This window comes from Vibrio sp. S457-15 (assembly GCF_000960545.1).
Classification (GTDB): Bacteria; Pseudomonadota; Gammaproteobacteria; order Enterobacterales; family Vibrionaceae; genus Vibrio; species Vibrio parahaemolyticus.
This window is the reverse complement of sequence record NZ_JYOQ01000114.1, coordinates 375,008-401,054: the sequence shown is the minus strand read 5'-3', so window position 1 is coordinate 401,054 and position 26,047 is coordinate 375,008. Positions and strand designations below refer to the sequence as shown.

The window sequence follows — 26,047 nt, the reverse complement described above, 5'->3', positions numbered from 1 at the left end:
GCATCACCCGTCATTGCCTTATTCCTGCCGATATTTCTGTTTGTCCCGGCTAAAAACCAGTCAGAGCCTACTCTCGCTGTAGCTCATAAAAAAAACTAAAACTGTTACTATATCCAAATGTTTAGGATATCCCCGTACAAAATCACACCCTTCACTTCTCATTATTGATAACGTAGCCAAAATTTAAATTGGAGCTTATCAACACATGATTAGGTTTGAACTTGGAAACCAAATCTGCGTTTGCTTGTCCGAAAACGACATTTCTTTAGAGATCAACAACACACTCCACCACGCCATCCCTGTTAGTTCAAATGAGTATGCCATTCTTTCAACTATTGCTACTTACGGCAGTTTAAATGCGCCGATCAGTCAGCGCGTTATTGAGAGAAAAATCACTCAACACTACAAGATGGCTTTGCCAGAAAATGGATTTAAAAACGCGGTGGCAGCATTGAGAAAGAAGTTTCGCAAGCTCACGGAAGATCACGTTTCTCCCACGAGAAACATCATAGAAAACGTTCACAGGACGGGATATTTCATCCCTTTTACCATGCTACATACTCATCAAAGCGGCATCTATCAACAGAAGAGAATCAACCAACACACGAAAAACAGCGTCAGAAAAGCCCTTCGTATTTGCTTGCGGAATAAAAGGATATACACCGACATCGCTTGGGTGCTGCTGGTTACTACAGCTATCTTTTTCTCGGTCTGCTATTACGCCATCAACAGCATTGTGAAACACAACTATTTAGATAGCGCATTGGACATTGCCGACAGCCTGTCTCAGATGAGTTGCTATGCTGATGAAGACCAACTAAAAGGGTTGTTTGATAACGTAAAGCTCGTTGAATCCAGCATGATGTTGGATCGCTTTAATATTCGCTGCTTGGTCACGCCAGAGGCGGTGGTTCCCGTCAGCCAAAAAGCGTTCAACGAGTGGAGCGATAACAGCAATTACACGACTCAATCCTTCGACATCAACAACGCCACCATTTTAGTTCGTGTGAAAAACATCAACTTACAGAATAACGTGGAGAGCCACATCTCGCGCTTTTTCCTTTCAGGGATGAAGCTTTACACCAACACAGGTACATCGTTCGAAATTGGTAATACCAACGGGCGATACTTTCACTATCAAATTAAAGATACAGGCTATAAAGAGGTGTATTACATCTCAGGACCTTTTAAGAGCATCATTTTGTTGAGCCTGTTCTTTTTAGTGATACTAAGGCATCGGTCGCTACAAGCGTTCATCACGTATCTGTTTGCTATTCGAGAATTTCATATCAAGCTCGAACCGATCTACAACACCTCAACGCAGCAAAATATTCACTACGAAGCTCTTTCTCGATTCAAAGTGAAGAATACCCAAAGGTTCATCGAAACACTCATCAGCAATGGACTGCTTTTGATCCACACGATCTTGGTGATCCGAGCAATTTACGCCAAACAGCCGACTTTGTTGGTGCCCATCAGCATCAATGTGTGCCCTTCTCTTCTACGAGGCAGAAACTTCTCGACTCTTTATCAAGAACTCGCGAGCAGAGACTGCCGTTTACTGACCATCGAAATCACGGAGAACGCGTCCATGTACTACACCTCCGAGATCTACGACAACGTCGCGAAACTAAAATTACTGAACTGCAAAATCAGCATTGATGACTTTGGTACCGGCAACAACAACGTGTCACTTATCAGCAAAATCAATCCAGATTATTTGAAAATAGATCGGGAGTTTGTGATTGGTTTAAAGTCGGACGATAAGAAAGTGGAAACGCTGCGTCAGTTGATTGCGATGGGAAACACTTACCGCTGCACAGTCATCGTCGAAGGCGTCGAAACCGCAGATAGTGCTCACTTACTCACAACGTTAGGAGCCTACATTCATCAAGGTTACTTCTATCCTCTGCATTTCTAGCTTTTCTTAATGCCGCGAGTTACTTAAACTAGCTGATACCCAAATGACTTCATAATGTATTCGCGCTAAGTGTGCGAAGTGATTTGGGTATCACTAGCGTCTATAACTGGATGAAAGTTAAAGACGTTCGTACATTTTTGTTAGGTGGTGAGACCATCCACCACCCACTCGTGATTGAAACCATGATTGCTATTAAACCAACCAAACTGAAAGATTTTTCGAGTTTGATGCAATTGGACGTGCAGGAAGAGCAAATAGGATTTGCCAAGCCGTTTGAACAGGCTTACCAAAAGCGAAACAAGTCAGAAGTATTTTTTACTATTTATTCGGACTACCTAACCGTTGGCTACCTGATCATTGATAAAGGGTTTGCTCAGCATGCTCCTTTTGCAATGCGGCATGAGTTGGGCCTTAATTATTTGATGATTGATCGCCGCTTTCAACGCCAAGGTATTGGTGCAGAGGCGCTGAAAAAACTGTTTGTGTACGCATATACCATCGACCCAGAGAGCACCTCGCTCTGCGTGACGGTACCAAATAGCCATCAAGGTGCACTCGACTTTTTCTTGGCTTGTGGCTTTACCAACACAGAAAAAGCCATTTATGGCGAGCAAGAAAAAGAGTGGTTGATGCGCCACCCGCTTGGTTAAACGCTCAATAACCAAACGCTAAATAAAACAAAGGCAAGCGATAGGCTTGCCTTTGTTATTGAACATGGGATTACTACGAAGGTTATTCACCCTTGTAGATACAACCTGCTGTACAAGTTTCTTTGATCTCTACTTTGCTTAGTAGCGGTAGGTTTGGTTTTAGTTGTTGCCAAATCCATTTTGCTAACACTTCGCTGGTCGGGTTTTCCAGACCTTCGATGTCGTTTAGGTAGTAGTGGTCTAAGCGATTGTAAATTGGTTTAAATGCAGCTTTTATCTCTGCAAAATCCACAACCCAACCTGTATGCGGATCAACTTCACCTTCTACATAAAGACGAACAAGGAAAGAGTGTCCGTGCAAACGACCACACTTGTGACCTTCTGGTACGTGTGGCAAATGGTGTGCCGCTTCGAACATAAACTCTTTGTACAATTCTGTTTTCATCTTGATTCTCAGGCTTTAAAAAAGACAGGCAATACTAAGGAATTCGCTGCCAAGAGACAAGCGTTACCCCATGCAAGCGTAGCAAAAACTGCCGCTTATTCCTGACCTCTTTGCCATCACGTACACCAAAGCGTCGCATTTTTGTCATGCGCCAAACATTTGATTACACAGTACTCACATCACAATTACATATCCCCAACATGTGTAGGGTCACAATCATTCATTTCGCTCATCGCGCAACCTATGCGAGAAGACTAATATTGTGCAGTTCGTTCCAATTACACTTATAAAAATATGCGCTCAACTATTACCTTTAAGCTCCTGCTCGCGTTAATTGTCGTTTTTAGCTGTGTTCTCGCCGCGTCGACGGCATACCAACACTATCAACAAAAAACGCTGATAAATGATGTTCTTAGTGAACAACTGCACGACAAAGCCAGCAACTACTTCGATAGTCTGAACATGATGATGCTCACTGGCACCATGTCTCAAAAGGAAACGCTGCGACAAAAAGCACTCGCTCAAGAAGGTATTGAGCAAGTTCGAGTGCTACGTGCCGATGCCGTTACAAAACTGTACGGTGCAGGGCAAGCCAATCAGCAACCTATTGATGAGATTGATCAGCGTGCACTAGCGGGCGAGCTAGTGATAGAACCAATTACTGCGGACTGGGGCAAAGGCATTGTTGTGGCGCTGCCAATGAAATCGAACCAAAACTATCGCGGCACCAATTGTGTTTCTTGCCATGTCGCACCAGAGGGTGAAGTATTGGGTGCTATTCGCTTGGAATACAACATGAACCACGTGAGTTCGATGATCAATAAACAAGCGATGTACGCGATGGGCATCATGTCTGCCATTGCGTTGGTTGGTTTTCTCATCACCATGGGCTTGATTCGTAAGATCATCGTGCGACCAATTCAAAAAACCTCGCACTTTATGTCGAACGTTAGTGCCAGCAAAGATCTCTCCCAGAGACTTGTCCATAAACAAAATGACGAAGTTGGCCAACTTTCCCAATCTATTAATTCCTTTATGGATACCGTTTCGGAAAGTCTTGAGCGCGTGCAAGACACCTCCCATTCGTTAGCAGGGTCTGCAGGTCGTCTCACCGACGTTGCTCAATCCACTGATGAAGCAGCAAACAATCAGCAATTAGAAACCAATGAAGTGCAAAACAACATTATTGATATGTTGCAGCAGCAAGTCGTGGTTGAAGAGGCAACAATCAACGCAACGACGTTGGTAAACCACACCGTTGACGTAGCCGCAAACAGCGCCAGCCAAGCGCACAATGTCAGCGAAGACATCAAAAGCTTAGTCAGCAACATTGAACAAGTGCGTGAGAAGATTACGTCTCTAAATCAGAGAACCGAAGAAGTTTCCTCAATACTCGGGGTGATCAAAGGCATCGCCGAACAAACTAACCTACTCGCTCTAAACGCAGCAATCGAAGCGGCACGTGCCGGAGAGCAAGGTCGTGGCTTTGCAGTCGTTGCCGATGAAGTGAGAAACCTGGCCTCACGTACCGCCGAAGCCACCAGCAACATTGAAAGCATCATTTCCCAATTTCAGCAAGGCAGCGAAGAGTCTCTGTCGTCAGTCGATCATGTTTGTCAATTTGCTCATCAACGCTCACTGGATGTCGAAGCGCTGTCTGAAACCATGCACAATGTCGTAGATGAGATGCATCAAGTGCTGAAACACGCAGAAAACATCCAACTGCAAACTCAAACCACCTCGGATGTCAGCAAGCACATTCAATCGAAAATCGACGTGATTACTTTGCACGCGAACGACACGTCTCAATCTGCCTCTCATACACGGGATATCAGTGTCGATTTGGAAGAACTTTCTGAGCGTTTAGAGCAATTACTTAACCAATTCACCCTTTCTGAGCAACAAAGGGCGAATAAATAGGAAATTTCTCGCGTCCAAATTGAATATAAAGGTTGAAGCTGACGAATTGACGGGTAATATGTCCCATTGAATCTGTAAAATTCTATCCAACTCAATGCTTCGCTTGTTTTTTAAACAAAAATGTTTTGAGACAAGCACTTTGATAAGCGTTGCGTTGAATTTTTACCTCAATGGAGAATATTTAAAACATGACTTACGCGCCTGTATCAGACGTACTAAGCGGTAAGCTAGCAGTAGACAGTGAAGTAACTGTTCGCGGCTGGATCCGTTCACGTCGTGATTCCAAAGCTGGAATCTCTTTCCTTGCCATATATGACGGCTCTTGTTTCGACCCGATTCAGGCCGTGGTCCCTAATAATCTTAATAATTACGACAATGAAGTGCTTAAGCTAACGACTGGCTGCTCTGTTGAAGTAACTGGTAAGATTGTTGAGTCTCCTGCGCAAGGTCAGGACTTCGAACTGGCTGCAACTGACGTTAAAGTTGTAGGTTGGGTTGAAGATGCTGAAACTTACCCAATGGCAAAAACTCGTCACTCTATCGAGTACCTACGTGAAGTTGCGCACCTACGTCCGCGCACTAACGTAATCGGTGCGGTAGCACGTGTACGTAACTGCCTATCTCAAGCAATTCACCGTTTCTACCACGAGCAAGGCTACTTTTGGGTATCTGCGCCACTAATCACGGCTTCTGATGCAGAAGGTGCTGGTGAAATGTTCCGCGTTTCTACGCTAGACATGGAAAACCTACCTCGCACAGACGCAGGCAAAGTGGACTACAACGAAGACTTCTTCGGTAAAGAAACGTTCCTAACCGTATCTGGTCAGCTAAACGCGGAAGCTTACGCTTGTGCACTAAGCAAGGTTTACACTTTCGGTCCTACTTTCCGTGCTGAAAACTCAAACACAAGCCGCCACCTAGCAGAATTCTGGATGGTTGAGCCTGAAGTTGCGTTCGCAGAACTAGACGATGTAGCGAAACTGGCTGAAGACATGCTTAAGTACGTGTTCAAAGCAGTACTTGAAGAGCGTCGCGATGACCTTGAGTTCTTCGCTCAGCGTATCGACAAGCAAGCGATCACTCGTCTAGAGCAATTCGTTTCTTCTGACTTTGCACAAGTTGACTACACTGACGCGATCCAAATCCTTCTGGATTCTGGTCGCGAGTTCGAATTCCCAGTTGAATGGGGTATCGATATGTCTTCTGAGCACGAGCGTTTCCTAGCTGAAGAGCACTTTAAAGCGCCAGTAATCGTGAAAAACTACCCGAAAGACATCAAAGCGTTCTACATGCGTATGAACGACGATGGCAAGACTGTAGCTGCGATGGACGTTCTAGCACCTGGCATCGGTGAAATCATCGGTGGTTCTCAGCGTGAAGAGCGTCTAGACGTTCTAGATGCACGTATGCGTGAAATGGGCATCGACCCTGAACACATGAGCTGGTACCGTGACCTACGTCGCTACGGCACAGTGCCACACGCTGGCTTTGGTCTAGGCTTTGAGCGTCTAGTCTCTTACGTAACAGGCATGGGCAACGTTCGTGACGTGATCCCATTCCCACGTACACCTCGCTCTGCGAACTTCTAATCACTTTTTAGTGACTCAGAATTAGAAAGACCTCCCAAGTGGAGGTCTTTTATTTTGTACGAATAATTTTCTCGCAATCTGCGTGTACAATTTAGCTGTTGCTTTCGTCTTCAGCCTTATCTGCTCGCGCGGCGTATTTCACTCCAACAACACACAAACCAAACATGACGAATGGAATCACGGCGGCGGTGTATTCCGTCCAAACCATATGAGAAAAAGACTTCGCCAATATCAGGTGCGCAAACACCAACAAAAATGCGCTAAAGATAGCAACACCCATTAGCCTAAGTTCATGCTTTACCAACTGCTTTTTCATTATTGCTCCTAACCTAAAATGGTTGTCTGTTAATGATTGAAACACAGCTTCGGATTCGTTCACTGATACAGTTTGAGTAAAAAATAGGTAAACAGTTGGCTAGTGAAGTAATTCTCCGATCTTCTTCACGGCTTCTTCTAGTTCATCGTTGCAGGGTAACGAAGTATTAAGCCTTAGGTAGTTCTCATAATCTGGGCCGACAGAAAACAACTTACCGAATGCAACGGTGATGTTGTCTTCCAATAACTTCTGATAAATCGCTTTTCCGCATTTTGATTCCGGCAGTTCAACCCATAAAAAATAGCCGCCTTCTGGCTGTGTGTAATGAATCGATTTAGGAAAGTACTTATCGATCAGTTCAATGAACTTGGATTGTCGCTGCTCAAGATTCTTTCGAAGTTTTCTAAGGTGATTATCATAGCTGTCATTTTGCAAATAATGCGCGATACCTTGTTGGATAGGCGCACTACCTGACAAAGTCGAGATAAGTTGCAGTTTTTGCAGATGCTCATTAAAGCGCTTGTTGACCACCCACCCCAGCCGATAACCCGGGCAAAGACTTTTTGAAAATGATCCGCAATGCAACACGCGATCTTGGGTATCAAAAGTTTTAAGCGAACTTGGTTTCTTGTTAGAAAAATAGAGCTCTGAATACACATCGTCTTCAATCAAATACACATCGTGTTTATCAGCAAGCTCGACGATGCGCTGCTTCTGCTCATCACTTAATGACGTTCCGGTTGGGTTGTGAAAGTTCGTCATCAACCAACACGCGCGAATATCATGGTCAGTAAAAGCCGCTTCAATTTGTTGCAAAGAGTGCCCGATACGCTGGTCTACTAAGATTTCTATCGCCTTTAAGCCCAAACGTTCTATCGCTTGAAGCGCTCCGTAAAATGTTGGCGATTCAACCACGATAGTATCTCCCGGTTGTGTCACGGCCTGAAGGCTCAAATTCAACGCTTCTAACGCCCCTGAAGTAATGACAATGTCATCATGGGTTAACACCATGCCTTGTTGAATGTAACGTTGAGCAATCAAACGACGCAATGATTCAGAGCCTGGCGGTAAGTTATCCAATAACGTCTCTGGCCCCATCTTCCTACCAGAGCTGGCCAGATTTCGGTTCAGCGCATCCAATGGAAACAACGTAGGATCAGGAAAGGCAGAGCCGAACTTCATCGCATCCGGTGACGCTTGATTTTTGAGATAGTCGTAAAGCTCATCATTGATGTTAGAGCGATAAACAGAGGTCGCAGGAGGACTCGGTTCCAAACGGTCCAGCTCTGCGGTAACAAAGTAGCCAGACTGAGGTTTTGCCGCGACCCAGCCTTGCGCTTCGAGCAGCTGATAAGCTTGCAACACCGTTCCGGCACTGACGGAATGATTTCGGCTGGTAACACGCACTGACGGCAGCTTTTCTCCTGCTCTCCATGTGTTTTGCTGAATCTGCGTTTTGAACAGTTCAGCCAGTTGGCGGTATCGGTTCATGTTTCCCTCATTTATCACGACCGAGCGAACCTTAGCATACTTCGCGCCCGTATTCTGATAACGCGACTATCAATCTCGAAACGTAATTAATCAATCTTAGTGATATCAATTCGCGATACGAAGTGAGAATTTATGTTCCATACTTTCAAAGGTATGACTTTTATTTCGGGAGAAAATGATGAAAGTATTTACTATGGATGACCTCTCATACCGAGGTGCTCATAAAGGCGTACACAGTTGGGATCACCCAGCCAGCACAACGCCTTACTACTGGCACCCTGACTGGTTACATATTGCAGAAGACGCGCTAGGTGTGCACAAAACAGCGGATCTAGTCGTTCCAGAAGGTGAAACACCAACAGAAGAGCACGCAAAAGAGGCGATTGTTAAGCACATTAATGGTGAATAGCCAGAAGCGAACCTTCTGTTATGCAAGGTTGCGAGCCTTTTGGAACAAAACATGTCTGAATGAGAACTGTGCATCATCGTGAGCAATCTATCGACAGGATAAATAGATTACTATCACATTAATTTTCATGCCATCTGTTACATTTAGAGGCTAATGGTGATGCACACCTCAACTCATAGACTATGAGAGACGATTATAATGACGAAATACCACGAGAATGACATCAAATATAAAGGCGAGACCAATGGCGTACATACGTGGAGTGTGCCATCAGGACAGCCTTACTACTGGCATCCAGATTGGCTACACGTTGCCGAAGATGCGACAGGGTCACACCCAAAAGAAAAACTAGATGTTCAAGCTGGTGACACCCCAACGCAAAAGCATGCGCTTAAAGCAATCCTAAAACACATGAACGATTGGGCGACAGATAAGTTGTCTTCAAATCCTGACATCGAAACCAATGCGGTAGAGTCAGAAATTGAGCTAAAGAAATAGACCTCAACGTTCGATGTAAATTGAATATGCAAGCGCCCCTCGCCGTAGGGGCGTTTCTTTTCCTTCCCTACTTTTTCCTTCGCAACAGGCTCTGCTTACCTCGCAGGATTCACGTTTTAAACCGCCTAAAATCGCTCCTCAGTAGCCATCAGATTCATGAATTGTTCGATTGAATAAATTAGCACCGAATTGCTACAAAACTCCCCTTTACATCCGGATTTAACCAAGGTTTTCATAGCAAAAGCATCGGTTATGTTAGCATCCTGTTTCAAATCGAAATTTTTTTACGTTTTCTTATCAGTAAGTGTTGTAACGAATATTGCTGAAAGGTATAAATACGAGCAGACCCCTTCGATTAACATGGATGAAGATTATGTTTGAAAAAGTAGTTGCCGCTCCGGCCGACCCTATCCTTGGCCTTACTGAAGAATTTAAAAAAGATCCTCGCGCTGAAAAGATTAACCTTGGCGTTGGTATTTACAAAAACGAACAAGGCGAAACACCTGTTCTTGCTACCGTAAAGAAAGCCGAAGCAGCACTGATTGAAACGGAAAAAACCAAATCATACCTAACCATCGAAGGGACTGCTGAGTACGGTCTGGCGGTACAAAAACTACTTTTCGGTGCAGACGCTGAAATCGTAGCGGAAAAACGCGCGAAAACAGCTCAAGCGCCTGGTGGTACAGGTGCATTACGCGTGGCGGGTGAATTCATCAAACGCCAACTTGGTGACGTAAAAATCTGGATCAGCAACCCAACTTGGGCAAACCACAACGGCGTGTTTACCGCTGCAGGTCTAGAAACGGCTCAATACACTTACTACAACGCAGAAACTAAAGACAAAGACTTCGATGCAATGCTAAACGATCTTCAAGCTGCATCTGAAGGTGACATCGTTCTTCTACACGGCTGCTGCCACAACCCAACCGGCATCGATCCAACTGCTGAAGAATGGGAAACACTAGCGAAGCTGATTGCTGAGAAGAAACTGCTTCCTCTGTTCGACTTTGCATACCAAGGCTTTGCCAAGGGTGTAGAAGAAGACGCAGCTGGCCTACGTACTTTCGCGAAATACAACAAAGAAATTCTCGTTGCGAGCTCGTTCTCGAAAAACTTCGGCCTATACAATGAACGTGTAGGCGCATTCACGCTTGTAGCTGAATCTGAAGAAGTGGCAACAACAGCATTCTCTCAAGTAAAAGCGATCATCCGCTCTATCTACTCTAACCCACCAGCTCACGGTAGTGCTGTTGTTACTCATATTCTAAACAACGAAGAACTGCGTGCTGAATGGGAAGCGGAAGTACAAGAAATGCGTGACCGTATTCAAGAGATGCGCGAGCTGTTCGTAGCAACTCTGAAAGAAGAAGGTGTGGATGCAGATTTCAGCTTTATCGAACGTCAAAACGGCATGTTCTCGTTCTCTGGTCTATCTAAAGAGCAAGTTAATCGTCTGAAAGATGAGTTCGCAATTTACATCGTTGGTTCTGGCCGTATCAGCGTAGCTGGTATGACAAAATCAAACATGGGCCCGCTATGTAAAGGTATCGCAGCGGTTCTATAATCTGTCGGAAATAGACGAAATAAACGAAAGGTCAGCGTATGCTGACCTTTTTTGTTGTTCTTAAATCTGTTGATTACGGTTGATGTTACTAAATGGGATTAAAATACGAACTTCAAACTTAAGCCGACTTCGTTGATGTAATCCGAACTTTCACCACTGTAATCTGTATCACGGTATTGGTAATACAAGCCCGTGCCAATCACATCATGCCATTGGTAATTGAAGCCGATTCTGTACTTGTTCTCGTCAACCACATCACTTCGGTTGGCCTGAATCTGTGCTGACACCATCCATTGTTCATTCAAAAGATAGTTTGCACCAATGGTCACCGCTTGAAGAAACTCGGTGTCAGAAGAAATGGTGCTATCCGTTTTTTCATCCGTCGCTTTCGCTTTCAGCGCACCAAGCCCATAAGTACCATAAACGTCCAGTTGGTCGTTAATTCCATAACGATAACCACCACCAAACAACAATCGATCCACACGTAGTGTTAGATCGTCAGGATGGAAAAACTGCGCTGAGTAATCAACATTAAGCAACCAATTATCGGTGATGAGATAATTGCCACCCAATCCCAGCGTGGTCGCATTCGAGTTGTCTAGCCAATCTTTATTGGTCGTACCCGACCCCACATCCAAATAAATGTGCTCATACCCAAATTTTGCAGCTTGTTCCGCTTCCGAAGCGATACTAATTGCGGGCAAAACTACAAGAGGCACAAGCAATAACTGTCTCACCATCTTACTTCCTTTCATGAGAGTCACCTAAAAACTTAACTACAATTGGCAATTTCCATATTAGCCGAATTAACAAAACCTTGTCGCGGGAGATGTCCGAATCTTATGACTCAGCACGAAAAAGCGTGATCCAATAAGATTCTGTCTTAAAACTGCGTTAAGATTACTTTATTATTTGCGAAACAAAAGGCACCCGAATGGATGCAGAACTTCTCGAGATATATAACTTTCTCGCCAAGTACCCCCCTTTCAACGAACTTCCAGAAGAAACTCTGACCAAAGTGACAGAAAGCGTTGAAATCTCTTACTACCGACAAGATACCCCAATCATTCACTTCGGTGACCATATTCAAGATCTCTTCGTGGTAAGAAGTGGCGTGGTGGAAGTTTATCGCCGCAAGGGTGAGCTTTATAACCGTCTCGATGAAGGCGACTTATTCGGTCAAATGGGGCTGCTTACCAACAACAAAGTTCGTTTCCCGGTAAAAGCTATTGAAGACACCCTACTCTACTGCATTCCGGTCGAGGTGTTTCAAGAGATCTACGACAACTTCGACTCTTTCGCCGATTTTGTTGAAGTAGAAAACAGCGCCCGCTTGCGCCAAACCATTTCAGAAAACAAAGACGCAAACGACTTAACCACCTCTAAAGTCAAGACCCTACTTACTGGCGATGCCCCGACCATAAACCGCGGCCAAACAATCCAACAAGCAGCGCAGTTAATGGCTCAGGACAACATTTCATCACTCTTGATTGTCGACCCCGATTTTGTCCTTGACGAAGATGACCCGCAATCGCCCGTTTTAGGCATCATTACTGACCGAGATTTATGTACTCGAGTGCTTGCGGAAGGCTTGTCTCCTCAAGATGATGTTTCAACAGTCATGACGACGGAAGTGATCTCTCTCGACCATAATGCTTACATCTATGAAGCCATGCTAACGATGTTACGCTACAACGTGCATCATCTGCCGGTGGTCAAAAATCAACTACCGATAGGCATCATCGAAACTACCGATATTGTTCGTTATGAATCGCAAAACTCACTGCTTCTCGTAAGCAGCATTTTTCAGCAGCAAAGCATCGAAGATTTAGCAACAGTCGCAGAAGAAGTCAAAAGCAGCTTCGTACGTCTGGTTAACGAAGACGCCAATTCACACATGGTTGGCAGCGCGATGTCAGTAATTGGCCGAAGTTTCAAACAGCGTTTGTTGGAGTTGGCAGAAGAAGAACTCGGTGCGCCTCCGATTCCTTATTGCTTCCTCGCATTAGGTTCAATGGGACGCGACGAACAGTTGCTGGTTACCGACCAAGACAACGCCATTATTCTGGACGAATCCTATCAAGAAGAGAAACATGGCAAGTATTTTGACGATCTCGCCAAGTTTGTCAGTGACGGCCTTGACGCTTGTGGTTACAAATATTGTACCGGTGACATCATGGCCACAAACCCGATGTGGCGAATGACTCGCTCCGAATGGGAAGAATGTTTCGCTGACTGGATTGACGATCCCAACCCGAAAGCGTTACTAAATGCATCAATATTTTTCGATTTAGGTGGCGTGTATGGCCGCTTAAAATGGGCAGAACAGCTCACCAGCTTCATTGTGCGTCGAGCGCGTAAAAATAATCGCTTCTTAGCATGTTTGGCTCGAAATGCGCTAAACCGCACGCCGCCATTAGGCTTCTTCAAAGATTTTGTGATGGAAAAAGACGGCCAGCACAAAAACTCGATCAACCTAAAGCGTCGCGGCACCGCGCCGCTGGTTGATCTGATTCGTGTACATGCCTTGGCAGTTGGCTCTCGTGCACAAAACTCGTTTGAACGTCTCGACGACATTATTGACGCAGGCATCTTGCCAAAAGGTCGAGCACAGGATTTAAAAGACGCGTTAGAGTTCATCTCTATGGTACGAATTCGACATCAAGCAACCGATGTTGAGCTCGGAATAGAGCCAGATAACAACATCGAACCAGAAAATCTCTCCGATTTTGAACGCCGTAATTTGAAAGATGCCTTCCAAATTCTCAGCAATGGGCAGAACTTCCTTAAGTTCCGTTATCAAGCAAATAAGAGCTTTAAGTGAGGTTTGGCATGATCAAAAAGCTATTTCAAAAGCCTGCGATTCAATGGCCAACCAAGTTTCAGCAAAAGTTGGAGCTCGTCAGTGATGAAAATCTTGTCGCCTTTTACGGCAGCGAATTACCAGCGCCCAATACCCCCATTTCAGAGGTTGAATTTGTCGCGTTGGATTTCGAAACGACGGGGCTCAATCCCGAAAAACACGACATTATTACTATCGGTTTAGTACCTTTCAATCTAAGACGTATTTTTCTGCGCGATGCTCGACATTGGAAAGTAAGGCCTCAGAAAAAGTTGGATGAAGATTCCGTCATCATCCACGGTATCACTCACAGTGAATTGATTGATGCGCCAGATCTGAGCGATATTTTGGGTGAGTTGCTGCCTTGCTTAAGCGGCAAAATCATCGTTGTGCATTATCGTCGAATCGAGAGAGAATTCTTGGATCAAGCGCTGAAAGCGCGTATAGGGGAAGGGATTGAATTTCCCGTGTTAGACACGCTACAAATCGAAGAGAACATCCAAAAGAGAAGCGCTGGCGGCATTTGGAATCGCCTGAAAGGAAAGAGACCAGAGTCTCTACGTTTGGCGCAGTCTCGACGCCGCTATGGGTTACCAGACTACTCTCCGCATCACGCGTTAACTGATGCGATTGCTACTGCCGAGTTGCTTCAGGCGCAGATGGCGCATCACTACAATGATGACCAACCAATCAGTGATTTTTGGTTGTAGATAGATTTTTGGTTGTAGATAGATTTTTGTTGTAGCTATTTACCAACAATCATTCACCGAAAAACATGCATTAAAAAGGAGCCTATCGGCTCCTTTTGTTTTTTCGTCAAACTGAGAATTACAGTTTAAAACGTTTGATCTCTTGCTCAAGCTCGTGAGACAGCTCAGATAGGTGCGCTGCTTGCTCCGCTGCTGAGTGAGCTTCTACAGAAAGCTCGTTCGATACGTCGCGGATGCCTTCTGTGTTACGAGTGATTTCTGTTGTTACAGATGCTTGCTCTTCCGCCGCAGACGCAATTTGCGTTGCCATGTCGCTGATGCGCTCTACCGCACTGTGAATTTGCGTCAGGCTCGCTGCTGCAGAATTCGCGTCATCCACACTGGTATCAGCCAAACGACGACCATCTCCCATGATATCAACCGCTTTCTTGGTTGTACCTTGAAGCATTTCGATCGTTTCTTGGATTTCTTTGGTCGATGCGTGAGTACGTTGGCTCAATACGCGAACTTCGTCAGCAACGACCGCAAAACCACGACCTTGATCGCCTGCACGCGCCGCTTCGATCGCTGCGTTCAGTGCCAACAAGTTAGTTTGCTCTGCAATATCTTGAATCGTCGATAGAATCGTGTTGATGCTATTACCGTGCGCTTCAAGTTCTTGGATAACATTTGTCGCGACTTGAACTTCTTGCGCCAGATTCTGGATAGAGCCTTGCGTTTGATTCACTTGGCTAGAACCGTGAGCACATGCTTGCACCGCTTCTTCAGAGCTATGCGCTGTGCTGTCTGCGTTACCCGCAATCTCTTGCGTTGCTGCTGCCATTTCATTAACCGCAGTCGCAACCATGTTGATTTCGTCTTGCTGGTAAGAAATACGCTGGCTACGTTCTTCTGCTTGTTGTGCCGTTGTACGTGCTTGCTCAGAAAGTGAGGCAGAAACTTGGCTTAGCTTGGTAACCATCGTGTGCATGTTACCCACAAAGCGGTTGAAGTTTTCAGCCAGTTTGCCTACTTCATCGTCACTGCGAGGTTCTAGACGTTGAGTAAGGTCGCCCTCACCAGATGCAATTTCTTCCAACGCATCAGACACGCGGCCTAGGTCACGGAACAAGAAGCCAACCAACCAATATACCGCAAGAATCACAACGATGGTGATCATCACAGCGGTGATCAACAGGTCACGAAGCAGTACTGCATGGCCTGCTTCTTCTGTTGCGCGATCCATTTCAATCGCGAACATCCAATGCGTGCCAGGTACTTTCTTGAAGTAGTAAAGCTTCTCTTGGCCTTTCAGCATCGTGCTTTCAATCTTGCCTTCTGCTGCCGCACGCTCAATAGCCTCTTCTGAAAAGTCTTTTAGAAAACTGGTGATAGGCTTAAGCGTTAGGCTTTTATCTGGGTGAGCAAGGAACGTACCTTCGTTCATATCAATCAGCATTGCGTGCGCATTTTCACCCGCATCAAGATTGATTACGTCATCGATCAGCTGATCGATAAGTACGTCAGCACCCACTACACCGATAAACTTGCCGTTTTTCATTACTGGTTCAGCAATGGTCACTAGCAATGCGTTAGTGATAGCGTCTTGGTATGCTTCTGTGATGATCTGCTTACCTGCTGCATTAGCATCTTTATACCAAGGGCGAGTACGCGGATCGTAGTCAGCACGGTTACGCTCTGGGTGAGAACGGTACATATCGCCGTTTGGAGTACCCAAGAAGATGTCGTCAAAGCCACCAGCTTTGCGTGCTTGCTGTAGGAAAGGAACAACGTCTTGCTCTGTCGAGTAGTCGTTGAATGCGCTTGCAATATCCTTACGGATATTAACCCAGTCCGAAATACCTTCTGACGCTGTGGTACTTAGACTTTGTGCTCGTGAATAGACACCTGAACGAGTCTGATCAAATAATTGACCAGCCGACAACCAAGTAAGTGCTGTTGCCATCACAACAACAGCAGAAAGGCTTGCGCCTATTAGCTTTTGTTTTAATGATATTTTCATAATTATAATTGAGTTGGGAGAACAGTTAAGGTGGGTGAATATTACACACTTTTTCACGACTATTCACTAATTTTTAAAAAACAAAATAGCGTATTAACTCTTTGTAAAATATGGACTTTTACGTGTCATTTTTTTGTCTAGCGTCAGAAAAACCGCACAAAAAAAGCCAGCAGGGTGCTGGCTTCTTAATTACTTGTTATTTAAGCAAATTTATAAAATTAATGGATTATTGACGCTCTGTCTTCATCCCCATCAATAAACTTACACACATTGCTAGCAATATAAAGGTAAATGGCAGTGCTGTAGAAATGGCGCCCGCTTGTAACGCTTGTACCGCTTCTGAGCCACCAATCCAAAGCAATGCAACCGCAATCGCACCTTCCATAAATGCCCAGAAAACACGTTGCAATACAGGCGCATCGACTTTACCACCCGCCGTAATGCTGTCGATAACTAGCGAGCCAGAGTCTGAAGAGGTGATAAAGAATACCAATACCAGAACCACAGCAATGATCGACAATATGTTGCCAAATGGCAGCACATCAAACATTTGGAACATCGCCAGTGATACATCGGTCAGACCGTTTGCGCCTAACTCGCCTACTTTGTTGACGACTTGATCAATCGCCAGACCGCCAAACACCGACATCCAAACCACGGTGACTACCGTCGGAACAATCAGTACCGCTGTGATGAACTCACGTACTGTACGGCCACGTGAAACGCGAGCGATGAACATACCAACGAATGGTGACCAAGAGATCCACCAAGCCCAGTAGAATACCGTCCAGCCTTGGAACCAAGCTTCGTCGGTACGACCAAACGGGTTACTCAATGGAATGATGTTTTCTACGTACGCCATTAACGTTGTTGGGATCGAGCCTAAACTCGCCGCCCAGCCAATCAAACCAACAAGGATAAGCAGCAAAAACGCTACAACCATGTTGATGTTACTGATCACTTTTACGCCGCCGTCGATACCGCGAACAACAGAAACCACTGCGAGCAGAGTAACCACAGTGATAACGACAATTTGCAAACCTAAACCAGGTTCAACACCAAATACATGGTGAATACCACTTGCTGCCTGCTGAGCACCCAAACCAAGTGATGTCGCTAGACCAAATAGCGTGGCAAGTACTGCAAGAATATCAACGATATGGCCAGCCCAGCCCCAAGCGCGATCGCCCAATAATGGGTAAAAGATCGAACGCATTGATAGAGGCAACCCTTTGTTGTAGGTGAAAAATGCAAGTGAAAGTGCCACAACGCCGTAAATTGCCCAAGGGTGAAGACCCCAGTGGAACATCGTCGCGCCTAGCGCCAAACGTGCGGCTTCTGGTGAGTTTGCTTCTACGCCGAGTGGCGTTTCGTACCAACCAGTGAAGTAAGCCACTGGTTCTGCCACACTCCAGAACATCAAACCAATACCCATACCGGCTGCGAACAACATCGCGAGCCAAGACATGAATGAATAATCAGCGACGGCATCTTTACCGCCTAAGCGTATTTTCCCAAGCGGCGACACAATCAACGCTAAGCAGAAAATAACGAAAATGTTACCAGCGATAATAAACAGCCAGTCGAATGAACCAATGATCTTCCACTTAAGCCCATCCAATGCCGTCTTCGCGGTATGAGCATCTAGAACTAATGCTGCGACAAGAAACAGTGCAATAAAGCCTGCACTAATACCAAAAACTGGGTTATGAACGTCAAAGCCCCACTTTTGAACGTTGTCTTGACCTACCGTATAGTCGGTACTGTCAATACTGTACTTATCTATACCCTTTGTCATCGTTCCTCTCTATTTTTATATTATTTTTTCCGTACCAAACAAAAAATCGTTCGAACACGATACGTTTTACATTCCGTGAAAGCGGAAGATCCTATCATTTGAGGCGTTTTTGTCTATCTTTTGCTGTTAAAAAATCCAATAACTTACTTTTCAGTCGGTAATTTGCATTACAAAAAGCGCAAATCTCCACACCATTAATTAGACCACAAACAATTATTGCTATAATAATTTTAGGTCTTTCTGTTTCAGTTGCACGAGCGAATAAAAAGAAATCGCCAAAGACGAATAAATAGTTGCAAAATGTCGACCTAAATTTTGACTGCAGCCCTTTAAATAACAGCGCATTTGAGTTAGTGTCGCGTCGTTACATGTTCCCTACAGACTGGATGAAAAAATTGGAAAAGTACGAAGAAGTATTGGTCTCGATTCGTCAGATCATCCGCGCTATTGATTTACATTCTAAAAAGCTGAGCAAAGAGTCGGGATTGACCGCTCCGCAATTGATTTTGATGCGTGCTATCAATGAGTTAGATAACGTGACTATCAAGCAGTTGTCTAACCACACCAATATGAGTCAAGCAACTGCGACCACGATTTTGGACAGATTAGAACGCAATCAACTCGTTGAGCGTCGTCGTAGCGTTGAAGATAAACGTAAGGTACATGCGGTACTTACCGAGAAGGGCGAAGAAGCTCTGAGACAGGCGCCAACTCCGCTGCAAGAACACTTCATCAATCGATTCCAAAAATTGGAAGAGTGGGAACAAACATTGCTGCTTTCTTCTGTCCAGCGCATCTCCACCATGATGAACGCAGAAGACATCGATGTAGCGCCTCTTCTAGAAATCGGCAGCATCACCAAACCAGAATAATCACCTCTTTAAGTGCTCGTATTAAACGGGCACTTTTTTATTCCGTCAGCCCCGTTTCAAATGCGTATTTGGCTAATTCCGCTGTCGAATGCAGATCTAATTTATGTTTGATGTTGTGACGATGCGTTTCTACTGTTCGATAGCTGATATTGAGTAACGTCGCTATTTTCTTACTGCTATTGCCTTGTGCCACCAACCTCAAGACCGCCTCTTCTCGTCGACTAAGCGGGTTGGGTTTGTGATGGGCAGGTTTGATTTCTTGCGTAAAGAGTGTCTGAGTTACGGACTCGCAAAAATAGGTTGAACCTTGGTTCACGGTTTTGATGGCTTGCACCATTTTCTCGGCTGAAATTTCCTTGAGCATGTACCCCACCGCCCCTGCCTGCATCACTTTCATGATGTATTCGCGGTTATCATGCATCGTAAGCATGAGAATTTTACTCTCTGGTAATTCCTCTTTAATCACACCCGTTGCTTCGATGCCATTCATGATTGGCATGCTGATGTCCATAAGCACAACATCCGGACGCAAATGCTTAACGACCTCAATCGCTTCCAAGCCGTTGCTTGCCGTGCCAATCACATCAATGTCCGGCTCCAGCTCTAAACGCGCGATAAATCCATCTAACACCACTTGGTGATCATCGACGATCACCACACTAATCGGTTTGTCCATAAACTAATTCATCCAAATTCAAAAGCACGGTAATTTCCGTGCCTAAACCAAGCTCACTCATGAGTTCGAACTCGCCACCAATAAACTCCACACGTTCTTGCATGTTGCGCAAACCAATCCCTTGGCGATGCACAGCTTGGTTGACGACAAACCCTACGCCATCGTCTCTAATGAGTAATTGCAGCATATTGCCCATTTTTTGCAAAATAACCGTCACTTTTTTCGCTTTTGCATGCTTTTCAATGTTATTTAGCGACTCTTGCGCAACTCGGTACAGTGTTGTTGCGACTTCGGAGGTCAGCTTGTGCTGTTGAGTGTCAAAATGGCTGTCGATATCAATTTCAGAGTGTGAATGAAAATCTTGCAACAATGTCGTCAACGCAGCTTCCAAACCAATATCATCCAATGCGCTTGGGCGAAGTTGATGGGAAATGTGCCGCACTTCATTAATTGCGGTCACCAAAGAACGTTGTGATTTGTCGAGATGCGACTTGAGCTTTTCATCTTGCAATCGATGGCTCATTAAATCCAAATGACATTTACTCGATACCAGAAGCTGATTGATCCCATCGTGCAGTTCGCGCGCTAAATGTTTCTTCTCATCTTCTTGAAACATCACCGTTTTGTGAGCAAGTTCTTTGAGGTTTTTATCGGCAAGTCGATGCTCATGTAAATTGATGGCTAAAGTCAGCACAATGATCACCGCCACAGTGACCACCAAAATCACCACCACAGAAAAAAACGTGGTCTCGATGTTTTTGTTCACCGCAGCACGCATGTTCGCGACTTCTTGGCTGACATCTTCAATGTAAAGACCAGTGCCAATCATCCACTCCCATTTATCCAACCATGCGGCGTAACTGAGCTTGGGTACAATGTCGCCAGTCGAGGGTTTCTGCCACAAGTATTGGTGAAAGCCGCCTCCGGATTGCGCTTGGTAAAGCAACGCTTCTATAAGCCTGTCGCCATTTTCGTCTTCTAGGTGAAGTAAGTTCTCCCCAACCAATTCAGGAAGAACGGGATGTACGAGGTTAGTGCCGTGTTTATCGTAAGCAAAGAAGTACCCATCAGAGCCGTAAGTTAGGCGATTGAGAATGGCCTTCACTCGAGCTTTAGCGACACGCTCTTCAATCGTCGAATCGTTGTAAATGTGGGAAATGGCATCAAATGCGACATCAACGGTATCTTTGAGCGCCGCTTCTTTGGATTGAATGAGGTTTTGATGGAAGATCTCCACCTCTCGTTGACCCAATGTTTTGGCCTGATAAATGGAAATCCAACTGATGCTTGCCGACACTAAAACCACCGGAATCAGTGTCAGTAAAATTAACTTGGCTTTGAGAGGCATCCTTCCCTCCATGAAACGCTGCCCAAAGGGTCAATATGCCCCAAGAGCAGCTTAACAACTTGTCTCAAAAGGTGAAGACTCTCAGCTCACAAAATCTCTTTTATTCCTTACTCATTAACCCATGCCGTAGAAACTTGGGAAAAACAGTAAGGAGGCAAGGACGAGAATTTGAATCGCAATGAATGGCATCACGCCACGATAAATATCCCGTGTAGTCACGCCTGCAGGCGCAACCCCTTTCAAATAGAACAAGCTGAAGCCAAATGGCGGTGTTAAGAAGGAGGTTTGTAAGTTCATCGCGATGAGAATAGCAAACCATGTCATGTTGATGCCGAGTAGCTCAGCAACCGGTGCGATAATAGGAACGATGATGAAACAGATTTCAACGAAATCGATAAAGAAGCCCAGAATCAAAATCACAATCATCGTAATGATCAAGAAGCCCCATTTCTCACCCGGGATCTGCAACATCCATTCTTCGACCAGATAGTCACCACCTGTATACGTAAACGCCATCGAGAACGCCGTCGCACCCAGCAAAATCGCGAACACCATCGCGGTCACTTTAACCGTCTCTTTCGACGCATCGTAGACCATTGACCAACTAAATTGCTTGTACAGTACGGCGAGAACAATCGCCCCAGCCCCGCCCAATGCTGCCGATTCCGTTGGCGTTGCAACACCGGCAAAGATGGAGCCCAACACAACAATGATCAACGCCAATGGTGGTAATACAGCTTTCAGCGCCTTGATCACTTCTTCCCTGCGGCTGAGTGACTCATCACGTTCAATCGGCTGCGCAGCTTCAGGGTTAAGCTTGGCGTAAATAAGGATGTAAATAACGTATGCACCCACTAGCGCGATACCTGGCCACACGGCCGCTTGGAACAAATCTCCCACTGGCACGCCAAGCACATCGCCGAGCAAAATGAGTACGATGGAAGGAGGAATAATTTGCCCCAACGTACCTGAAGCACAAATGGTTCCGCACGCGAGGCCTTTGTCATAGTTGTATTTGAGCATCACAGGCAGCGAGATCAACCCCATGGCCACCACAGATGCTCCCACTACGCCAGTCGATGCCGCAAGTAGCGCGCCCACCAGCACCGTCGAAATTGCGATGCCGCCACGGACGCCACCAAACAGACGCCCCATCGATTCCAGCAGCTGCTCTGCTAGCTTCGTTTTTTGTAGCACGAGCCCCATGAAAACAAACAGCGGTACAGCCATCAGCACCGTGTTTTCCATGATGGATTGAATTCGATATGGCATGAAGGCAAACATGTCCATGCCCTCTGCCCAAACACCAAAAATAAGAGCAATACCGCCGAATGTGAACGCGACGGGAAACCCGAGCAGTAACGCAAAGAGCGCCACAAAAAACATCACTATACCGATCATAATGACTTCCTTTTACGACTTACCGTTGTTACCGGCATAGATAAGATGAGGGTTAACGATTTTATTGACTGAGTGCAGCAGCAAACCAACGCCACTCACCGCCATAAATAAGAAAGAAACCGGGATCATGCCTTTGATTATCCATCGATACGGCAAACCACCTGGGTCACCAGACGTCTCGCCCAAGGCATAACTCTCTTTCGCGAAATCAATACCAAACCATGCGACCAGCAAACAAAAAGGAAAGAGGAAAAACAGGGTGCCGATGATGTCGATGATGGATTGCGCTTTATATGACAGTCGCTCATAAAAAATGTCGACTCGAACGTGACCGCCGGATTTGATGGCATAAGGCACGCCAAGCAAAAAGACAGCAGAGAATAAGTGCCACTCCATTTCTTGAAACGCGATAGACACGTCGTTAAACACGTAACGCATCACAACGTCATACACCACGTTCAACAACAACAAAATGAAGAGGATGCTGGATAACCACCCCAGAAAATCACCAAAGCGGTTGAAGATTCGCTCAATATAGATAAGGCTTCTCATTCCGAACTCCATGGAACGTGTGGGTTGGCTCCGCAGTATCTACGGAGCGTTTTTATGATTTTTATTTGAAATTTTTCTTGGGCTTCCTCGTCGGCCAAATCATACGATTTGGCCAGACCGAGTTTTTATTGCGCTTGGCTATTCAAGTACGCTCGGTGCGAGATGTTCGACCATGGACGAACTTGCTTAATGTAGTTCGCTTGAGATTCTTGAATCTCTTTTGCCAACGCATCTTCCTCAGCATGCTGTTTAAGCAGCTTGTCATTGGCAGCACGCAGCGCGTCCATCACCTCAGGTGGGAAATCTTTTACTTCCACATTTGGGTACTCAGACTGAATAGATGCCCAGTTTTTGCCGCTTTCATGCTTCGATTGCGTGTACATGTCGTACGCAGCGGTTTTCATCGCGACTTGGAGAATTGCTTTCAGATCATCCGGTAGACGCTCCCAAGTTCGCTTATTGACGAGGAACTGAAGCTCAGTCGCAGGCTCATGCCAACCTGTGTAGTAGTAAGGCGCAATTTTGTGAAAGCCCATACGCAAGTCCAAAGACGGACCTACCCACTCCAACGCATCGATAGTACGACGCTCAAGTGAGGTATAAAGCTCACCCGGTGCAATGTTGGTTGGCTTCGCGCCTAATTCTGCCAAGATTTCACCCGCAAAACCCGGAATACGCATCTTCAACCCTTGCAGGTCATCGACCGACTTAATTTCTTTTTGGAACCAGCCGCCCATCTGAACATCGGTGTTACCACCAGGGAAAGACATCAAGTTGTGCGGAGAGTAAACCTTTTCCATCAACTCCATTCCGCCACCGTAGTAGAACCATGCGTATTGTTCTGTCGGCAACATTCCGAAAGGCATAGAAGTGAAGTAAAGCGTGTTTGGCACTTTGCCTTTCCAGTAATAAGACGCAGAGTGTCCCATGTCGTATTGGCCGGATTTCACCATGTCAAATACGCCAAATGGTGCTTTGTGTTTGTTCGCAGAGTCGATACGAATTTGTAGACGACCATTTGACATTTCCTCTGCCATTTTCGCCATATTTTTCGTCGTGTCGCCAAAGATTGGGAAGTTAGGCCCCCACGTTTCAGCCAGCTTGAGGCGATATACTTTTTCAGCAGCATTTGCAGAAGTTGCCACGAATGTCATCGCTGCCACTACGGCAGTCATTTTGAGCACTCGTTTCAAAGATTTTTGGATAAGACTCATCGTTCACGTCCTTTGTCACCAAGGTTATTGTTGTCATCCATTTCATGCGGATTTGAAGTACAACAAGCTGACCAGCACCATTCTCATGTCAAAACATGAGCCGACTAGCGACGCTTGAAGTAACTTGGGTATAAAGATGTAACAATGTTGTCCAATTCGAAATGGGCGTGAACACGCAAGTTATCTTAGTATCAATAACCTAATTAGCCCTTAGTATTACGTATTTATACGTAGGAGATTAGATGGTGGTAATGTTATAACGCCTTAAATCATTAAGTTATGAATCAGGCATGAAAGGCATTATTTAGAAAGCTACTTACGTATTAACTTGCCAAAAAATTTACACAGTATTTAAAAAAATGTGACAAACGCCATTTTTGTATCGCTAAAATACACGCTTGTTTAGAAAGGAAAGTAAGAAATTAGGGCAAAAAAATACCCCGGCGATCACCGAGGTATTGCATAAAAACAGAAAAATAGCGGTAATTAAACTGCTTTGTAGATAACTTTGTTACCTGCCAACTGCTCTTTTTGAACTAGGTTTTCTTCAAGAAGCTTCTTCAGTGCGCCAGTAGCCCATGATGCTGCTTTAGCGTCTTCTTGACCCGCTGCTAAACCGATGCCTTTAGGGTTGATACCTTCAGCATTCGCTACAACGATGTCTAGTACTTGTTGTTGCTTAGGAGTAAGTGCAACATCAACAGTTTTCGCTGCAGCTACTTTCTTCTCAGCTACTGCTTTCTCCACAACAGGTTTTACTGCTGCTTTTTCCGCAACAGGCTTTGCTGTTTTTGGTGCTGCAGCTAGGTTTGCTACTGTCGCTTTAATGCGTTTTTGCAGTTTCATCTGCACTTTACGCTTATGAGCAAGTCTCATTGAATATTTCTCCAGTTCACTGCATCTCAGCAGGGATGAAAATTTGAAGCGCGTTTTATACCAAAATTTACAATCGATTTGTAGGTTTTAGCGGCGAAACGCTACGAAAAATGCGCTCAAAGCTTAGAACGTCTACTATTTAAACAGATCATTTGTGAACGGATTTATTGAATACTGGGTATAAAAACAGAGGTTTCGTTTTGATTAAAAGCATCAAGCTGCATATCAAGAAATCTCGATTTTATTTAGAGTATTCATTGAGGTATGAGCATGGAAACGCTGCATCTAACAAATTCACACTTCAAGTCTGATTCGCCAATCAACAGATTGATTTTGTTGCTGGTAGCGCTCATTACACTATTTCTTGTCGTGATTTCTCCTGGTTGGAAACAAGCAATGCTTTCCGTCATTTTGATGGCAATCATCGTCGGTTTCGCCGTCCTGATGATTAAGAAAAGCCAAGTCACTTTCACACTGACCGCCTCGCACTTTCAGCAACACCTGTTTAAAGGCGGTTGGGTTGTCCGTTGGCGAAATATTGAGTCCATTGGTATATGTAGTTATCAACAAGACGGTTGGCATCAACCGCTCCCGTGGATAGGCATCCGCTTGAAGCACTATTCCCCTTACCTTGATGCAATTTGTCCGCGTATCGCGACGGAGATTTTACTTAGCCAACGCGCTTTGTTGTATTTGGGCGCAAGGCAGAACCATTGTGAAGAGAAATTTGAAGATATGGTGCTCGACCCACAACCGTACACTAGCAAAGCGGGAAAACAATACGACGGTTTGCAAGCCATGCTGGCGAATAGAATGAAGTATCAAAGAAAATTTTACGGCTATGATGTGTTTATTTCTGCCAGTGATTTAGACAGGGAAGCCGACGAATTTGTAGGGCTGACTCGGCGATACTTAGCGGCCGCCGAGCCAGAATAGTAACGAGTACAGACAAG

The 26,047-nt window shown here is 45.2% G+C and carries 23 protein-coding genes; 11 read left to right on the top strand and 12 right to left on the bottom strand.

Annotation, left to right across the window (positions count from 1 at the left end; all coding sequences use genetic code 11):
* The first annotated feature begins 205 nt into the window (after positions 1-205).
* Both tpdA and UF05_RS10765 read left to right on the top strand, forming a co-directional pair.
* Complete coding sequence (tpdA, locus tag UF05_RS10770) at positions 206-1,921, top strand: cyclic di-GMP phosphodiesterase TpdA (RefSeq protein WP_045545778.1); 1,716 nt, start codon at positions 206-208, stop codon at positions 1,919-1,921.
* 182 nt (positions 1,922-2,103) lie between these two features.
* Positions 2,104-2,571, top strand: a complete 468-nt coding sequence (locus UF05_RS10765) for a GNAT family N-acetyltransferase (RefSeq protein ID WP_021447722.1) — start codon at positions 2,104-2,106, stop codon at positions 2,569-2,571.
* A gap of 82 nt (positions 2,572-2,653) precedes the next feature.
* Here the strand turns inward: UF05_RS10765 and queD are convergent, their stop codons facing one another.
* Complete coding sequence (gene queD, locus UF05_RS10760; RefSeq protein ID WP_005494779.1) at positions 2,654-3,016, bottom strand: 6-carboxytetrahydropterin synthase QueD; 363 nt, start codon at positions 3,014-3,016, stop codon at positions 2,654-2,656.
* 294 nt (positions 3,017-3,310) lie between these two features.
* Between queD and UF05_RS10755 the strand changes: the two genes are divergently transcribed.
* Together UF05_RS10755 and asnS are read left to right on the top strand one after the other, a co-directional pair.
* A complete protein-coding gene (locus tag UF05_RS10755; RefSeq protein WP_045545777.1) occupies positions 3,311-4,936 on the top strand; it encodes a methyl-accepting chemotaxis protein in 1,626 nt (541 codons plus the stop codon).
* 188 nt (positions 4,937-5,124) lie between these two features.
* On the top strand, positions 5,125-6,525 hold the full coding sequence (gene asnS / locus UF05_RS10750) for an asparagine--tRNA ligase (RefSeq protein ID WP_005458036.1): 1,401 nt from the start codon (positions 5,125-5,127) through the stop codon (positions 6,523-6,525).
* A 91-nt stretch (positions 6,526-6,616) separates the two neighbouring features.
* Here asnS and UF05_RS10745 read toward each other — a convergent pair whose 3' ends face one another.
* Together UF05_RS10745 and UF05_RS10740 are read right to left on the bottom strand one after the other, a co-directional pair.
* On the bottom strand, positions 6,617-6,841 hold the full coding sequence (locus UF05_RS10745; protein WP_005458038.1) for a hypothetical protein: 225 nt from the start codon (positions 6,839-6,841) through the stop codon (positions 6,617-6,619).
* Between the two features lie 99 nt (positions 6,842-6,940).
* A complete protein-coding gene (locus UF05_RS10740; protein WP_045545776.1) occupies positions 6,941-8,332 on the bottom strand; it encodes an aminotransferase-like domain-containing protein in 1,392 nt (463 codons plus the stop codon).
* Between the two features lie 178 nt (positions 8,333-8,510).
* Here UF05_RS10740 and UF05_RS10735 point away from each other — a divergent pair, with 178 nt between their 5' ends.
* From UF05_RS10735 to UF05_RS10725, 3 genes are all read left to right on the top strand, one after another.
* Positions 8,511-8,741, top strand: a complete 231-nt coding sequence (locus tag UF05_RS10735) for a hypothetical protein (protein ID WP_005483298.1) — start codon at positions 8,511-8,513, stop codon at positions 8,739-8,741.
* A gap of 198 nt (positions 8,742-8,939) precedes the next feature.
* Complete coding sequence (locus UF05_RS10730) at positions 8,940-9,239, top strand: hypothetical protein (RefSeq protein WP_045545775.1); 300 nt, start codon at positions 8,940-8,942, stop codon at positions 9,237-9,239.
* Between the two features lie 373 nt (positions 9,240-9,612).
* On the top strand, positions 9,613-10,803 hold the full coding sequence (locus UF05_RS10725; RefSeq protein WP_025525741.1) for an amino acid aminotransferase: 1,191 nt from the start codon (positions 9,613-9,615) through the stop codon (positions 10,801-10,803).
* 98 nt (positions 10,804-10,901) lie between these two features.
* On the opposite strand, the gene UF05_RS10720 is transcribed toward UF05_RS10725, so the two are convergent.
* On the bottom strand, positions 10,902-11,543 hold the full coding sequence (locus UF05_RS10720; protein ID WP_005494765.1) for an outer membrane beta-barrel protein: 642 nt from the start codon (positions 11,541-11,543) through the stop codon (positions 10,902-10,904).
* Between the two features lie 194 nt (positions 11,544-11,737).
* Here UF05_RS10720 and UF05_RS10715 point away from each other — a divergent pair, with 194 nt between their 5' ends.
* Positions 11,738-13,627, top strand: a complete 1,890-nt coding sequence (locus UF05_RS10715) for a putative nucleotidyltransferase substrate binding domain-containing protein (RefSeq protein ID WP_045545774.1) — start codon at positions 11,738-11,740, stop codon at positions 13,625-13,627.
* Between the two features lie 8 nt (positions 13,628-13,635).
* Complete coding sequence (locus tag UF05_RS10710; RefSeq protein WP_005494764.1) at positions 13,636-14,355, top strand: 3'-5' exonuclease; 720 nt, start codon at positions 13,636-13,638, stop codon at positions 14,353-14,355.
* Positions 14,356-14,473: 118 nt separating this feature from the next.
* Here UF05_RS10710 and UF05_RS10705 read toward each other — a convergent pair whose 3' ends face one another.
* Both UF05_RS10705 and UF05_RS10700 read right to left on the bottom strand, forming a co-directional pair.
* A complete protein-coding gene (locus UF05_RS10705) occupies positions 14,474-16,357 on the bottom strand; it encodes a methyl-accepting chemotaxis protein (protein ID WP_045545773.1) in 1,884 nt (627 codons plus the stop codon).
* A 226-nt stretch (positions 16,358-16,583) separates the two neighbouring features.
* Complete coding sequence (locus UF05_RS10700; RefSeq protein WP_005458059.1) at positions 16,584-18,155, bottom strand: BCCT family transporter; 1,572 nt, start codon at positions 18,153-18,155, stop codon at positions 16,584-16,586.
* A gap of 395 nt (positions 18,156-18,550) precedes the next feature.
* Between UF05_RS10700 and cosR the strand changes: the two genes are divergently transcribed.
* Positions 18,551-19,027, top strand: a complete 477-nt coding sequence (gene cosR / locus UF05_RS10695; RefSeq protein WP_005494763.1) for a MarR family transcriptional regulator CosR — start codon at positions 18,551-18,553, stop codon at positions 19,025-19,027.
* Positions 19,028-19,064: 37 nt separating this feature from the next.
* On the opposite strand, the gene UF05_RS10690 is transcribed toward cosR, so the two are convergent.
* The 6 genes from UF05_RS10690 to UF05_RS10665 form a co-directional block, all read right to left on the bottom strand.
* Positions 19,065-19,703: a response regulator gene (locus UF05_RS10690; protein WP_005458063.1), complete on the bottom strand. Its 639-nt coding sequence runs from the start codon at positions 19,701-19,703 to the stop codon at positions 19,065-19,067.
* The gene (locus UF05_RS10685) at positions 19,687-21,051 is read right to left on the bottom strand and encodes a cache domain-containing protein (protein WP_020840950.1); all 1,365 of its coding nucleotides are present in this window, start codon (positions 21,049-21,051) and stop codon (positions 19,687-19,689) included. The genes UF05_RS10690 and UF05_RS10685 overlap by 17 nt, the downstream gene beginning before the upstream one ends.
* A 114-nt stretch (positions 21,052-21,165) precedes the next feature.
* Positions 21,166-22,452: a TRAP transporter large permease gene (locus tag UF05_RS10680; RefSeq protein ID WP_017448441.1), complete on the bottom strand. Its 1,287-nt coding sequence runs from the start codon at positions 22,450-22,452 to the stop codon at positions 21,166-21,168.
* Positions 22,453-22,464: 12 nt separating this feature from the next.
* On the bottom strand, positions 22,465-23,004 hold the full coding sequence (locus UF05_RS10675) for a TRAP transporter small permease subunit (RefSeq protein WP_017448440.1): 540 nt from the start codon (positions 23,002-23,004) through the stop codon (positions 22,465-22,467).
* Between the two features lie 125 nt (positions 23,005-23,129).
* Positions 23,130-24,218 carry a TRAP transporter substrate-binding protein gene (locus UF05_RS10670; RefSeq protein ID WP_005494757.1) on the bottom strand — a complete coding sequence of 363 codons (1,089 nt, stop codon included), beginning with the start codon at positions 24,216-24,218 and terminating at the stop codon, positions 23,130-23,132.
* A gap of 486 nt (positions 24,219-24,704) precedes the next feature.
* On the bottom strand, positions 24,705-25,094 hold the full coding sequence (locus tag UF05_RS10665; protein WP_005490722.1) for a hypothetical protein: 390 nt from the start codon (positions 25,092-25,094) through the stop codon (positions 24,705-24,707).
* A gap of 270 nt (positions 25,095-25,364) precedes the next feature.
* Here UF05_RS10665 and UF05_RS10660 point away from each other — a divergent pair, with 270 nt between their 5' ends.
* Positions 25,365-26,030 carry a DUF2982 domain-containing protein gene (locus tag UF05_RS10660; protein WP_005494755.1) on the top strand — a complete coding sequence of 222 codons (666 nt, stop codon included), beginning with the start codon at positions 25,365-25,367 and terminating at the stop codon, positions 26,028-26,030.
* Positions 26,031-26,047 lie beyond the last annotated feature (17 nt).

What these genes read in the sequence shown, in the direction of transcription:
- UF05_RS10715 (WP_045545774.1), top strand. Translation starts at nt 11,738, where the DNA reads ATGGATGCAGAACTTCTCGAGATATATAACTTTCTCGCCAAGTACCCC.
- UF05_RS10665 (WP_005490722.1), bottom strand. Translation starts at nt 25,094, where the DNA reads ATGAGACTTGCTCATAAGCGTAAAGTGCAGATGAAACTGCAAAAACGC.
- queD (WP_005494779.1), bottom strand. Translation starts at nt 3,016, where the DNA reads ATGAAAACAGAATTGTACAAAGAGTTTATGTTCGAAGCGGCACACCAT.
- UF05_RS10710 (WP_005494764.1), top strand. Translation starts at nt 13,636, where the DNA reads ATGATCAAAAAGCTATTTCAAAAGCCTGCGATTCAATGGCCAACCAAG.
- UF05_RS10700 (WP_005458059.1), bottom strand. Translation starts at nt 18,155, where the DNA reads ATGACAAAGGGTATAGATAAGTACAGTATTGACAGTACCGACTATACG.
- UF05_RS10705 (WP_045545773.1), bottom strand. Translation starts at nt 16,357, where the DNA reads ATGAAAATATCATTAAAACAAAAGCTAATAGGCGCAAGCCTTTCTGCT.
- UF05_RS10670 (WP_005494757.1), bottom strand. Translation starts at nt 24,218, where the DNA reads ATGAGTCTTATCCAAAAATCTTTGAAACGAGTGCTCAAAATGACTGCC.
- UF05_RS10720 (WP_005494765.1), bottom strand. Translation starts at nt 11,543, where the DNA reads ATGGTGAGACAGTTATTGCTTGTGCCTCTTGTAGTTTTGCCCGCAATT.
- UF05_RS10765 (WP_021447722.1), top strand. Translation starts at nt 2,104, where the DNA reads ATGATTGCTATTAAACCAACCAAACTGAAAGATTTTTCGAGTTTGATG.
- tpdA (WP_045545778.1), top strand. Translation starts at nt 206, where the DNA reads ATGATTAGGTTTGAACTTGGAAACCAAATCTGCGTTTGCTTGTCCGAA.
- UF05_RS10690 (WP_005458063.1), bottom strand. Translation starts at nt 19,703, where the DNA reads ATGGACAAACCGATTAGTGTGGTGATCGTCGATGATCACCAAGTGGTG.
- UF05_RS10730 (WP_045545775.1), top strand. Translation starts at nt 8,940, where the DNA reads ATGACGAAATACCACGAGAATGACATCAAATATAAAGGCGAGACCAAT.
- UF05_RS10755 (WP_045545777.1), top strand. Translation starts at nt 3,311, where the DNA reads ATGCGCTCAACTATTACCTTTAAGCTCCTGCTCGCGTTAATTGTCGTT.
- UF05_RS10660 (WP_005494755.1), top strand. Translation starts at nt 25,365, where the DNA reads ATGGAAACGCTGCATCTAACAAATTCACACTTCAAGTCTGATTCGCCA.
- UF05_RS10680 (WP_017448441.1), bottom strand. Translation starts at nt 22,452, where the DNA reads ATGATCGGTATAGTGATGTTTTTTGTGGCGCTCTTTGCGTTACTGCTC.
- UF05_RS10685 (WP_020840950.1), bottom strand. Translation starts at nt 21,051, where the DNA reads ATGCCTCTCAAAGCCAAGTTAATTTTACTGACACTGATTCCGGTGGTT.
- UF05_RS10745 (WP_005458038.1), bottom strand. Translation starts at nt 6,841, where the DNA reads ATGAAAAAGCAGTTGGTAAAGCATGAACTTAGGCTAATGGGTGTTGCT.
- asnS (WP_005458036.1), top strand. Translation starts at nt 5,125, where the DNA reads ATGACTTACGCGCCTGTATCAGACGTACTAAGCGGTAAGCTAGCAGTA.
- UF05_RS10735 (WP_005483298.1), top strand. Translation starts at nt 8,511, where the DNA reads ATGAAAGTATTTACTATGGATGACCTCTCATACCGAGGTGCTCATAAA.
- UF05_RS10740 (WP_045545776.1), bottom strand. Translation starts at nt 8,332, where the DNA reads ATGAACCGATACCGCCAACTGGCTGAACTGTTCAAAACGCAGATTCAG.
- UF05_RS10725 (WP_025525741.1), top strand. Translation starts at nt 9,613, where the DNA reads ATGTTTGAAAAAGTAGTTGCCGCTCCGGCCGACCCTATCCTTGGCCTT.
- UF05_RS10675 (WP_017448440.1), bottom strand. Translation starts at nt 23,004, where the DNA reads ATGAGAAGCCTTATCTATATTGAGCGAATCTTCAACCGCTTTGGTGAT.